The sequence below is a fragment of the Actinoplanes sp. NBRC 103695 genome, assembly GCF_030269485.1.
Classification (GTDB): Bacteria; Actinomycetota; Actinomycetes; order Mycobacteriales; family Micromonosporaceae; genus Actinoplanes.
Map to the genome: position 1 here is coordinate 329,512 of NZ_BSTL01000007.1, position 12,086 is coordinate 341,597.

Below are 12,086 nucleotides of genomic sequence, written 5' to 3' on the forward strand. Positions count from 1 at the left end.
CCGTGCCCAGTCTCCGCCACATCCGTCGGAAACCCGAACCACGTCGATCGACGACTGGCGGAATGCTGTCCGGCACGGCTGTCTCATCGCGCACGGGAGCCCTGTTTTGTCTCCCGAATCGAGAGCAAAAGCAAATGCGAGCCGGTCAGTTCACCTGAATGGAGCGGATCGAATTGTTGTAGCGGGTGCTGGTGATCACCGACGCCGCGGTGGCCGGGTCGGACGCCGCGCCCAGCGTCAGCAGCAGTGGCACGTAGTGGTCGGCCGTCGGATGTGAGACGTGTGCGGCCGGCGCCTTCACCCGGTAGTCGGCGAGCGTGTCGACGTCGCCGCGGGTGAGGGCGTCGGCCGCCCACTCGTCGAAGGCGCGGGTGTGTCCGGCCAGCGCCGGGTTCCGCATCGCCGCGAAGCTGTGTGTCATGAATCCGGAGCCGATGACCAGCACACCCTCGTCGCGCAGTGACCGCAGGCGCTCGCCCAGCGCCAGCAGCGCCGCCGGGTCGAGGCTCGGCATCGACACCTGCACGACCGGTACGTCCGCGGCCGGGTACATCGCCATCAGCGGGATGAACGCGCCGTGGTCGAGGCCGCGCCGTGGGTCCTGGTGGACCGGGCCGAGGGTGCCGGCCAGGCGGCGGGCCAGGTCCGACGCGTCCGGAGTCGCGTACGGAAGGGTGTAGTAACGCTGGTGGAAGCCGCCGAAGTCGTAGAACAGCGGGGTGCCGGCCGTGGCGCCGCAGATGGCGACCGGCGCGTTCTCCCAGTGCGCCGACACCACCACGATCGCCCGTGGCTTGGGCATCGACCGGCCCCAGGCGTACAGGTCGGCGAGCCACTGCGGGTCGTCCAGCGTGGGCGGCGCGCCGTGGCTGACGAACAGCGCCGGCATCGGTCCGTCGGCAGGCTCCCAGACACGCTGGTCGTGAGCCTGTGGCAGCACGCGGGCCAGGAGATCGTCGTAGGCGCCTGCGGGAACTGTCACGGCCACTCCTCGGCTACTTGAACTCTCAAGTAGCGTACCCGGGCTCCACCCGCGTCAGGTAGGTGTGGTGGGTGGCGAAGCCGAGCTTGCCGTACAGCGTGACCGCCGGTGTGTTGCGCTCCTCGACCTGCAGGTAGGACCTGGTCGCGCCGTGCTGGCTCGCCCACTGGGCCATCGCGCGGACCACGTGGGCGCCCAGCCCGGTGCGCCGCGCGTTCGGCGCCGTCTGGAGCAGCGACACCCCGAGCCGGCCAGGTTGGCCGGTCACCACACCCCGGGCCACCGCGAGCAGGTCACCCTCGGCGTCACGGACCTGGGCAAAAACCGTCTGGGGTACGCCCGTGAGCACCCGCCGCGCCGCCGCGGGGAGCGTGCCCTTGTGGTCGGCGACCATCGCGTACCAGTCATCGGACGGAGCGTCGGCGAGCGCGACCGGCGGCAGATCGGTGCGCACCGGCTCGGCCAGCAGCCGCGTGAGCGGCGCGATCTGCACCAGGGTGAGCGGCCGCGCCGCCCAGCCCCGCTCGTCGAGGGCCGCGTTGACCGGAGCGGCCAGTGGCATCGGAGCGTTGATCAGCGCCTGCTGACCACGATCGGCGTACCACCGCACCACCGCGTCGATGGCCTCCTCCAGCGGGCGGTCCGGGTCGCCGACGGCCAGCGCCGAATTGGCACGCCCGGTCCAGTTCTCCGCCGAGCGCAGGATCCAGCTGCCCAGCCTGGCCTGCACCGGCGCCGGCCAGGCGTCGTTGGCGGCGAGTTCCAGCGCGATGACCTCGGCGGCCGGCGGCCGCCGGGCGATCGGCACCCGCTTGGCCCGGTGCACCTCGTGCAGCGGAACCCGCACGGTGCCGTGCGCGGTCGCGATGGTGAGATCTGTCTCGGTGAGGTCGACGAGCTCGCCGAGCGCGTCGGAGAACAGCGTGCGATCGGCAGAAACGCCTACAATTCGGCGCACCACCACCCGGTGTCCCACATCCTGCCGTCGGAGCACGCGCGACCTCCCTCCGGCGAGATACTAGGCTTTGCAATTGCTGCCGCACTGCCCGCGCCAGATCCGCGCTGCCGAAGGGCCTGAGAGGAACTACTGCCGTGACATACATCATCGCTGAGCCCTGCGTCGATGTGCTCGACAAGGCATGCATCGAGGAGTGCCCGGTCGACTGCATCTATGAGGGCAACCGGATGCTCTACATCCACCCCGATGAGTGCGTTGACTGCGGTGCCTGCGAACCCGTCTGCCCCGTCGAGGCGATCTTCTACGAGGACGACGTGCCGGAGCAGTGGAAGAACTACACCAACGCCAACTACGAGTTCTTCGAGGACCTGGGCTCGCCCGGCGGCGCCTCGAAGGTCGGCAAGTTGGACAAGGACACCCCGTTCGTGATCTCGCAGCCGGCGGGCCTGAACGGCGAGCACTGACCCGTGCCACTGTCGTCGAAGCTGCCGGACTTCCCCTGGGATCTACTGGAGCCGGCCAAGACCGTGGCGGCCGCGCACCCCGGCGGCATCGTCGACCTGTCCATCGGCACGCCGGTCGACCCGGTGCCACCGGCGATCCGGGCCGCGCTGGCCGACGCGTCGGACGCCCCGGGTTACCCGCTGACCGCGGGGACGCCCGCCCTGCGCGCGGCGATGGCCGCCTGGGTGGCGCGTTCCTGCGCCAGCACCGCGTCGGTCGGCGTGCTGCCCACGATCGGCTCCAAGGAGCTGGTCGGCTGGCTGCCGACCCTGCTCGGGCTCGGTCCCGGCGACGTGGTGGCCATCCCCGAGGTCTGCTACCCGACGTACGAGGTGGGCGTGCAGCTCGCCGGCGCCACGATGGTGCGTGCCGACTCGCTGACCGCCCTGGGACCGGACCCTCGCGTACGCCTGCTCTGGATCAATTCGCCCTCGAACCCGACCGGCAAGGTCCTCCCGGTCCCGCACCTGCGCAAGGTGGTCGCCTGGGCGCGTGAGCGGGGCGTGACCGTGGTGAGCGACGAGTGTTACCTCACGCTGGGCTGGGAGGCCGAGCCGGTCTCGATCCTGGCCGACGAGGTGTGCGACGGCGACGTCACCGGGTTGCTGTCCGTTCACTCCCTGTCGAAACGGTCCAACCTGGCCGGTTACCGCGCCGGGTTCGTGGCCGGCGACCCGGCGCTGATCGGCGAGTTGCTCGCGGTCCGTAAACACGCCGGGATGATCATGCCGGCGCCGGTGCAGGCCGCGATGGTCGCCGGTCTCGGCGACGAGGACCACGTGGCCGAGCAGCGCGCCCGGTACTCCTCCCGCCGGGTGATCCTGCGCGAGGCGCTGCTCCGTGCGGGATTCCGCATCGAACACTCCGAGGCCGGTCTCTACCTCTGGTCCACCCGTGACGAGGACTGCTGGGCGACCGTGCAGTGGCTCGCCGAGCGGGGCATCCTCGCAGCTCCGGGCGCCTTTTACGGCCCGTCCGGCAGCCGCCACGTGCGGGTCGCGCTGACCGCCTCGGACGAGCGCGTGGCCGCCGCCGCGGAGCGTCTCGCCCCCTGATCCGCCGAGACGGGGCCAGGTTATCCACAGCGGGTCCGTGACGGGTACCCCTGCGTCGCACGCTGCGGTTACTCTCGATGCGTTGCCGTTGAGCGCGATCACGGGGAGGCAGCGGTGAGTGACCCCTCCATCAATGTGGAGACCGGCGAGTTGAACAACTTCGCCAAGGACGTCCGGTTCGAGGCCGATGAGGTGTTCCGTCCGGCGGTGAGCCGCGCGGCGGTGAGCCTGTCCGGCATCAACTTCGGGCAGAAGAACGCGAGTGGCGCGGTGCACGCGGCGAAGACCCGGTATTCCCAGGCGATGAGCGCGCACGTCCGCAACCTGAACGCGTATGTCGAGGCGGCCGGCATCATGGCCGCCGCGGCCGAGCTGGTCGCCAAGGAGTTCGACGCCGTCGACGCCAACAACGCCGAGGCCGCCGCCCGGGTCAACGCGATGCTGCGGTCGGCCACCGACGAGGCGCACCGCAAGGCCTTCGAGCAGGCGTACGGCACCGGGGGTGCGGTGTGAGCGAGCCGCCGCTGACGTCGAGCTGGTGCACCGCCTGGGGATCGTTCAACACGCCGCGGCTGTGGGCGATGGTCGCCGACGAGGACAACCCGGACGCGTGGCGCCAGGTCGCCGCGTGGGGTGACGTCGCCACGTCGGTCAAGGACCAGCGCAGCCGCCTGGTCGCGGCCAAGGCGGCGCTGATCGCCGCGTGGCCGCCCTCGCAGAACGCGTCGGCCGACGCCTTCGTCACCGAGCTCGACGACCTGCTCAGCCGGATGGACCGCGCCCACCAGGACGCCAACGCCACGGCCGACGGCTACGCCAACATCCTCGAGGCGCTGCGGCAGGCGAAAAACCAGGTCCAGCCGCTGTACGAGGAGTACAAGCAGAAGAACGACGACTGGGTGCCCGGCTGGTTCGACAACGCCGAGGACGAGATCGACGAGAAGGCGCGCAAGGCCCTGATCGCAGCCGAGCAGGCCGTCGAGCAGAACGTGCCGTCGATCAAGGTGCCCGAGCCGTACAAGATGGACCCGAACGCGAAGTCCGGCTACACCCCGCCGAAGGAGAACACCGCAGGCGACGGCACCCGGTACAGCGGCGGGGTCGGCTCGACTCACGCCACGACCAGCTCGTCATCCGGCGGCGGCCAGGACGGGGAGATCCCGGTCCCGCACGAGCCGGTGCCGCCGATGCCCGGCATGGACCCGATCGACCCCAGCGACGGCTCCGGCGGTGGCGGTGGTTCCGGCCCCGGCGGCCCTGGCGCCGGCGTCCCCGGCAGTGCTGGCTCCGGCAGTGGTGGCTCCGGCGGTGGTGGCGGTGGCACCGGTCCCGACCTGGCCGGCGTGACGCCGCTGCCAGTTCCGCCGCCGCTGCCCGCGCCGCCGCCCGGTGTGCCGCCGATCATCGGGCAGCCGTTGCCGCCCGCACCGCCACCGACGATCCTGCCCCCGCCGATCCTCGGCGTGCCGCCCACCGTCACCGGCATCGGCGGCGGCCCCGGCGGCCCTGGCGGTGCCGGCAAGCCACCGCCCACCGCCCCCTTCGGCCGCAGCGGCGGTCGAGGGGCGCTGCCCTCCGGCGCGGTCATCGGCGAGACGGTCGGCCGCAGCGGCAACGCCCGCCCCGGCGGCGTCGCGGCCGGCAACGTCGGCCGCAGCACCACCGCTCCCGGCCGGGCGAACTCCCCCACCGCCCGCTCCGGCCAGAAGCCGCCGCGCCCGTCCTGGCTGCCGCCCGACGACCACGCGGGCACCCGAAGCGCAACGTCACAGACCGCGATGTCCGGCGCCCGCCGAGGCAACCAGCAGGGCGACGAGCCCGAGGGCAAGCGCTTCGACCCCGACAACCCGTGGGAGGTCGAGTCCGGCGTAGCGCCAGTGATCAAGCCCCCGACCGGCACCCCACGCCACGACCCCGGCCCCAACGTGATCGGCGGCTACCGCGGGTGATCGCCGAGCCCCTGGCCGAGCCCCTGGCCGAGCCTCCGGCCGAGCCTCCGGCCCCGGCGTCGGGTTCGGCCTTCGCCGCTGGCGCCGGCCTTGATCCACGGCCGGGCCTGCCTTCTGTGTCGGCGGCGGGCACGGTGGTCGGCTTGTCTGCCGTGGGTGGTGAGCGCCTTGACGCTCTGCCACCCGCCCGGCGCTCGCGCCTGCGTCCGGCGATCGGCCGGGGCGGCGCGGCCGGCGGGGCCTTACATGTGGACGCGGCGGGTTCGGGTTCGCGTGAAAGCGCGGCGGGTTCGGGTTCGGGTTCGCGTGGAGGCGCGGCGGGGCGGGGCTCGCGTGGAGGCGTGGCGGGGCGGGGCTCGCGTGGAGGCGCGGCGGGCTGGGCCTCGGGTGTCGGCGCGGCGGGCTGGGTACGGCGGGTGGGTGCGATGCTGGCGGCGGTTGCGCTGGTGGCGCCGGCGCCGGCGCCCGCGCGGGCCGACTCGGTGCGCGACAAACTGTGGTATCTCGACTCGCTCGACGTGGCGGCGGCGCAGCGGATCAGCAAAGGTTCCGATGTGGTCGTGGCCGTGCTGGACACCGGCGTCGACGCCAAGCACCCCGACCTGAAGGGCGCGGTGCTGGCCGGCAACAACACGACCCGGCCCGGCGCCACGGGCAACGCCGACACCGAGGGCCACGGCACCGGCATGGCCGGCATCATCGCGGCCCGCGGGCGCGGCGACCGCGGCGTGGTCGGCATCGCCCCGGCCGCCAAGATCCTGCCGATCCGGCCCGCCGACGATCCGTACTTCGCCGCCGACGGGATCCGCTGGGCGGTGCGGCACGGCGCGAAGGTCATCAACATGTCGTTCGGCCTGCCCGACTCGGAGACGCTGCACTCGGCGATCCGCGAAGCCTCGGACGCAGGCGTGGTGCTGGTCTCGTCAGTAGGCAACACCGGCGACAAGGACAACAAGCCCGACTATCCCGGCGCCTATCCCGAGGTCATCGGCGTAGGCGCGGTCGGCCGAGACGGCAAGGTCGCGAAGTTCTCCCAGCACGGCCCCCAGGTCGACTTGGTCGCGCCGGGCGTCGACATCGAGCAGGCCGGCCTCTACGGCACATACCGCAACGGCTTCGGCAGCAGCAACTCGGCCGCCGTGGTGTCCGGGGCGGCGGCGCTGATCCTTGCCGAGTTCCCCGACCTCACCCCGCAGCAGGTGGCCGACCGGCTGTCCAGCACCGCGAAGGACAAGGGCGACAAAGGCCGCGACGACTACTACGGCCACGGCGAACTCGACCTGGTCAAAGCGCTGACCGCACCCCAGCCCTCTTCCTCCTCGGCCCCACCGACGGCCGGTGCTCCGGCCGCGGCCCCGCCAACCTCGGCGAGCGACTCTGACGGCGGCATTCCGCCCCTGGTGTTCATCGGCGCAGGCTTGCTGCTTCTGCTCCTCGCCGTTCTCGCCGTCACGATGGCGATCCGCCGCTCCCGCGCCTGACGCGCGACTCTCTTGCTGGACGCGCTGGATGCGCTGGATGCGCTGGATGCGCTGGATGCGCTGGATGCGCTGGATGCGCTGGATGCGCTGGATGCGCTGGATGCGCTGGATGCGCTGGATGCGCTGGATGCGCTGGATGCGCTGGACGCGCTGGACGCGCTGGACGCGTCGGTCTTGCGCTGGACGCGTCGGTCTTGCGCTGGACGCGTCGGTCTTGCGCTGGACGCGGCGCTTTGCGCTGGACGTCCTGCTCCCGGGCTGGACGCGCCGCTCGGGCGGGACGGCGCCGCTCCGGCAGGCGCGCGTCGCTCTCGCGGCGCGCGGCTTCCACTAGCGCGCTGGGCGCGCTGGTCTCGCGCTGGGCGCGCCGTTCTCGGGCGCGAGGCGCCGCTCCGGCAGGCGCGCGTCGCTCCCGCGGCCGCGCGCGACTTTCGCTATGGGCGCGACTTTCGCTATGGGCGCGGCTTCCGTAGCGGGCTCGGCGACCCCGCGTGGCGCTGCCTACTCGCGCTGGGTGCCGCCACCCGCGGCCGAGGTGGACAGGCAAGCGCACCAGGCCGGCGGAACTGCCCGCTCGCGCTGGTCCCGCCGCTCGCGGTTGTCAGTGGTAGCTCAGCGAGGGGCGGTTCCGCGCGGTGGTGGCTCCGCTCGGCGGTGGTAGTGCAGCGCGGTATCGAATCCGTGGATGGCGCTCTTCCCTACCACCGGATGTTGTGGTGGTAGCGAGGCGCGGTATCAGGCCCGTGGATGGCGTTCTGGGCTACCGCTCGCTGCGGCGGTGGTAGGCGGTAGTGGTAGCGGGGCGCGGCGGGGGCTGTCCGGGGGAGTGGTGTGGCCGGGACCGGGCGGGACAACCCGGATGGTGGGGCGCGGAGGTCTCCCCGCGCCTGGCCGGCCTCGATGACGGGACTCTTCGGTCACACGTAGTCATCGTTTCTGTCTTTGGCTTTCGGGCGAGGGCGAGGGCGAGGCGAGGGCGAGGGCGACGGAAGGCGGCGGTTGATGTTTGCGGGAGGGCGACGGAAGACGGCGGTTGATGTTCGGCGCGAGGGCGAGGGCGACGGAAGGTGGCGGTTGATCTTCGGGGGAGGGGGAGCGGAGGCGGGTAGGTTCGGGCGATGAGTGAGCAGCGGAGCGGCGGCCCGGCGACCGTGGTGGTTCGGGGTGAGGCGGTGCGGGAGGTGCCGCCCGAGGTGGCGGTGGTGCAGGTGACCGTGTCGGCGCGGGAGGGGGAGCGGGAGCTGGTGCTGACCCGGCTCACCGAGCGGGCCGCCGAGCTTCGGAGTCACCTGGATGACTTCGCCGAGGCGGTGGAGCGGCGGGAGACCGGCGGGGTGCAGATTCATCCGGAGCTGAAGCGGGGCGGCGGCAGAGTGGTCGCCTATCGGGGCTCGGTGACGACCTCGGTGACGGTGGCTGACTTCGCGGCGCTGGGGGATCTGCTGCTGCGGCTGGGGCGGCTGGACTCGGCGAGTGTGGACGGGCCGTGGTGGCAGCTGCGGCGGGGCAGCCGGGCCGGCGGGGACGTGCGGGCCGAGGCGATCGCGGACGCGTTGCAGCGGGCCCGGGAGTATGCGGCGGCGGTGGGGGCCCGGGTGGACCGCCTGATCGAGATCGCCGACGAGGGGGTCGGGGGTGTGCAGCCGATGATGGCCCGGGGGATGGCGTTCGCCGCGAAGGCCGAGTCCGCTGACCTGGATCTCGAGTTGGATCCGGCGCCGCAGACGGTGCAGGCCTCGGTGGTGGTGCGGGTCTCGATCACTGAGCCGACCGCGGTGCACGGTGACGGACTGTCCGATTCGGATCAGCCCTCGCGCTGATCACGCTCGGTGCCGTTGTTACCGATACGTGACATCTTGAGCGGTCTTTACGCGACTCGGCGGGCCCTTGGCACAGATCGGGCAGGAGCAGCAGAAACGGGCCCCTGAAACAGGGGCCCGTCACCACGGCGCAAGTCGCCAGAGCGGCCTGGCCGCCGATCAACAGAGCGTGGGCAGGCGATGCGCCGGAGCACATAGTAGCGCCTCTGTGCAACTTGCGTTAAGTCCGAACGGGTTTCTTCTCCGCCAGGCGATCGACCGGGCGTTCGGGCTGGACAGATATATGCCGATCAGTACGCCGTAACCGGGACGTAGGAGCTTCGCCGGCGGCCACATTGGCCCGGAGGACGTTGCGGGCCCGCTCGGTCGCCATCTCGGTGAGCTGCTCGTCTCTGGTCGCCGCGTCCACCCCATCGGCGACCACGCGCATCGTGGCCTCGCCGTAGACCCGCGCGTCGGCGACCCCGCGCTCGTAGGCGATCAACGCAGCGTGTTCGCGTTCGCGGGCCGCGCGGGCCTCGGCGCGCTCGTACGCGTTGCCCCGGGAGACGAATTTGAGCCCTACCGCCGCGCAGTCCAGGGCGACGAGCAGGAGCGCGATCCCGATGTAGAACACGCCGATGCCCCAGAAGTCGTCGGCCACCAGGTACGCCATCGCTTTGGTCCGCGCGCCGAAGCCGGCGTCGGCCCGGACGGCGGCCGCGTTCTGTTCGCGCTGGTCGGCGATCAACTTCGTCAGCGACACCATCTCCGCGGTGCGCGCGTCCCGGGCCGGCCGCTGTGCCGACCGCAACGTCGCGGCCTGCCGGTCCAGTGCGGTCGCCTGGTCGTCCAGGATGCGCGACCTGCGGACCAGCTTGTCGCAGTCGCCGCCGGTGGGGCAGCCGGCCCGGCGGGAGATCCCGTCGCCCTCGGAATCGGCCAGCGCCTGCTGGTAGAGCGCGCGGGCGTCGCGTCGTTTCGCGATCGCCTGGACACCCAGCCGGGTCACCGCCTGGTCGTCCTCGCCGGCGCGCTGCCGCAGGTAGGCCAGCCGCTGGTCGTACGCCCCGATCGCGCCGGTCGACGACAGCGCCAGGATCTGCTCGTTGTGCACCCGGTTCAGGTACGCGTCGATCTCACCGCGGTAGCGCGCCAGCATCAGCGGCTCGGTGATGATCACCGCGAAGAGCAGCGCCAGCCCGACCCGGCCCAGGTAGAGCCCGAGCGTCGGCCGTTTCAGCAGGTGGCTGGGGTCGGCCGAGTCCAGGTTCTGGTAGCTGATCGCGACCCGCCCGACGACCGCCCGGTCGTAGGCGACCACGCCCACCGCCACCAGCGGCCCGACCAGCCACTGCCACCACGGGTGGGTGTAGTTGGCGCTGGCGTCCACGAACGCCGCCCCGCCGACCGTCGCGTACACGAAGTAGAGCAGCACGAAGACGCCGATCGCGCTGTAGAGCACCCGGTCGGAGTGGGTGGTCACGCTCTCCGGGTTGACGTTGGCAACCCTGAGCAGGACGTCCCGGCGCCTCGGCATGCAGCCGAGTCTTGCGGATCACAGGTGCACGCGTCCCCGATTCGGGTAAGTGTGGTGGATGACCACAGACATCCCGACCATCACGCTGAATGACGGCCGTACCATTCCGCAGCTCGGTTTCGGGGTGTTCCAGGTCCCGCCGCCAGAGACCCGCGCCGCGGTCACGATGGCGATCGAGGCCGGCTACCGGCACATCGACACCGCGCAGATGTACGGGAACGAGAAGGGTGTCGGCGAGGCGATCGCCGATTCCGGGCTGGACCGCTCCGAGTTCTTCCTGACCAGCAAGCTGAGCAACGCGGCGCACCTGCCGGACGACGCGCGCCGGGCGTTCGACCGGACGCTCGAGGAGCTCGGCACCGACCACCTCGACCTGTTCCTGATCCACTGGCCGCTGCCGACCCGGTACAACGGCGACTTCGTGCAGACGTGGCTCGCCCTGGAGGAGTTCTACCGTGAGGGGCGCGCCCGCTCGATCGGCGTCTCCAACTTCACCCCGCACCACCTGGGCCGGTTGCGCGCGGAGACGCAGGTCCGGCCGGCGGTCAACCAGATCGAGATCCACCCGTACCTGACGAACGAGCAGCTCCGGGCGTACAACACCGCCAACGAGATCGCCAACGAGGCCTATTCGCCGATCGCCCAGGGTGAGGTGCTGAGCGACCCGACGATCGAGTCCATCGCGCGGGAGGTGTCCCGCACGCCGGCGCAGGTGGTGCTGCGCTGGCACATCCAGCGCGGCGACATCATTTTTCCCAAGAGCAAGACCGAGGCTCGGGTACGCGAGAACGCCGCGATCTTCGACTTCGAACTCGACGCGGGCGCCATGGCGGCGATCAGTTCCCTGGACAAGGGGGAGAAGGGTCGTACCGGCGGCAACCCCGACACGATGGCCTGGATCCCTGAGGAGTGACAGGCCGACCCTGGCGGGTTAATACGAACCCTATTTCTGGTAACTGGCCACCTGGCAGTTTGAAAGCGTAGCCGTCAAATGCTAGGAGCTTGTTTCCGCAGCTCAGGGCGCATGAGGAAATGTCTGAGGGCGGGGGCATCGGTGGATTTCCGGTGGCCCCGCCTCCCTCGTTGGGGTTAAGCCGGACAGTTCCCGCGCGCCGCATTTGTGCGTCAACAGCGTACGGAATCCCGATCACGAAATGCCTGCTCATCAGGTTGTCTGGAGTAGTCCGGAACCGGTACGCAGGAGGAATGCGCCGTATGCGAAACATGAGCGCCGACCGGCAGCCCAGCATGACGGTGGTTCCGGAACCGGACGAGCCCACATGGGAAGTCAGGCAGCCGACATCGGGACGGTCCGGGATGCGCAGGTTCGACGGCCGTACGCGGTCGATCCTCACCGTGGCGGCGGTCGTCGCCATCGTGGTGAACGCGGGCGTCGCCTGGACGTACTGGAAGGTCACCGGCTCCGAGCCGGCCGCCCAGTCCGGCACCGCCGTGGAGCTCACGCTGCGCGGGCGGTCCGACTTCAACCGGCCGCTCGGCCCGGGCGAGACCGGCAACCTGACCGTCACGCTGACCAACGACTACGACTTCCCGATCACCATCACCTCGGTGCGGCCGGCTCCGGGCGGTCCGGTCGCCGACGACGAGCACCGTGACGCCGGGTGCAAGGATCCCCGGGTCTCGATGAGCCGGGTGTCGTACGACGTGGAGTGGAACGTGTCGCGCAACACCATCGGCGCCTTCACCATCCCGGATGGCCTGACCATGGCCGCGAACGCGCCGGCTGCCTGCCGCGGCGCCACGTTCACCATCCCGATCCAGGTCAGCGGGCGCAGCCGAGACAGGACCTGAGCGGCG

At 71.4% G+C, this 12,086-nt stretch carries 12 protein-coding genes; 9 read left to right on the forward strand and 3 right to left on the reverse strand.

What is annotated here, in order from left to right:
* Positions 1–145: 145 nt before the first annotated feature.
* Together QSK31_RS14845 and QSK31_RS14850 are read right to left on the reverse strand one after the other, a co-directional pair.
* On the reverse strand, positions 146–982 hold the full coding sequence (locus tag QSK31_RS14845) for a DODA-type extradiol aromatic ring-opening family dioxygenase (RefSeq protein ID WP_285684360.1): 837 nt from the start codon (positions 980–982) through the stop codon (positions 146–148).
* A gap of 25 nt (positions 983–1,007) precedes the next feature.
* A complete protein-coding gene (locus QSK31_RS14850) occupies positions 1,008–1,976 on the reverse strand; it encodes a GNAT family N-acetyltransferase (protein ID WP_285684362.1) in 969 nt (322 codons plus the stop codon).
* A 98-nt stretch (positions 1,977–2,074) separates the two neighbouring features.
* Between QSK31_RS14850 and fdxA the strand changes: the two genes are divergently transcribed.
* The 7 genes from fdxA (at position 2,075) to QSK31_RS14885 (ending at position 8,749) form a co-directional block, all read left to right on the forward strand.
* Complete coding sequence (fdxA, locus tag QSK31_RS14855) at positions 2,075–2,404, forward strand: ferredoxin (RefSeq protein WP_285684364.1); 330 nt, start codon at positions 2,075–2,077, stop codon at positions 2,402–2,404.
* Between the two features lie 3 nt (positions 2,405–2,407).
* On the forward strand, positions 2,408–3,499 hold the full coding sequence (gene dapC / locus QSK31_RS14860) for a succinyldiaminopimelate transaminase (protein ID WP_285684365.1): 1,092 nt from the start codon (positions 2,408–2,410) through the stop codon (positions 3,497–3,499).
* Positions 3,500–3,613: 114 nt separating this feature from the next.
* Positions 3,614–4,012: a hypothetical protein gene (locus QSK31_RS14865; RefSeq protein WP_285684366.1), complete on the forward strand. Its 399-nt coding sequence runs from the start codon at positions 3,614–3,616 to the stop codon at positions 4,010–4,012.
* A complete protein-coding gene (locus QSK31_RS14870) occupies positions 4,009–5,448 on the forward strand; it encodes a hypothetical protein (RefSeq protein WP_285684367.1) in 1,440 nt (479 codons plus the stop codon). Before QSK31_RS14865 ends, QSK31_RS14870 begins: the two co-directional genes overlap by 4 nt.
* Positions 5,449–5,873: 425 nt before the next feature.
* Positions 5,874–6,929, forward strand: a complete 1,056-nt coding sequence (locus QSK31_RS14875) for a S8 family serine peptidase (RefSeq protein WP_285684368.1) — start codon at positions 5,874–5,876, stop codon at positions 6,927–6,929.
* Between the two features lie 12 nt (positions 6,930–6,941).
* Positions 6,942–7,652, forward strand: a complete 711-nt coding sequence (locus QSK31_RS14880) for a hypothetical protein (protein WP_285684369.1) — start codon at positions 6,942–6,944, stop codon at positions 7,650–7,652.
* Between the two features lie 395 nt (positions 7,653–8,047).
* Positions 8,048–8,749 (forward strand): SIMPL domain-containing protein, encoded by a 702-nt coding sequence (locus QSK31_RS14885; RefSeq protein WP_285684371.1) that lies wholly within the window; start codon positions 8,048–8,050, stop codon positions 8,747–8,749.
* A gap of 220 nt (positions 8,750–8,969) precedes the next feature.
* Here QSK31_RS14885 and QSK31_RS14890 read toward each other — a convergent pair whose 3' ends face one another.
* Positions 8,970–10,268, reverse strand: coding sequence for a DUF4407 domain-containing protein (locus QSK31_RS14890; protein ID WP_285684373.1), 1,299 nt, complete (start codon positions 10,266–10,268; stop codon positions 8,970–8,972).
* A 58-nt stretch (positions 10,269–10,326) separates the two neighbouring features.
* Between QSK31_RS14890 and QSK31_RS14895 the strand changes: the two genes are divergently transcribed.
* Both QSK31_RS14895 and QSK31_RS14900 read left to right on the forward strand, forming a co-directional pair.
* The gene (locus QSK31_RS14895) at positions 10,327–11,181 is read left to right on the forward strand and encodes an aldo/keto reductase (RefSeq protein WP_285684374.1); all 855 of its coding nucleotides are present in this window, start codon (positions 10,327–10,329) and stop codon (positions 11,179–11,181) included.
* A 404-nt stretch (positions 11,182–11,585) separates the two neighbouring features.
* A complete protein-coding gene (locus tag QSK31_RS14900) occupies positions 11,586–12,080 on the forward strand; it encodes a COG1361 family protein (protein ID WP_285684375.1) in 495 nt (164 codons plus the stop codon).
* Positions 12,081–12,086: the final 6 nt, after the last annotated feature.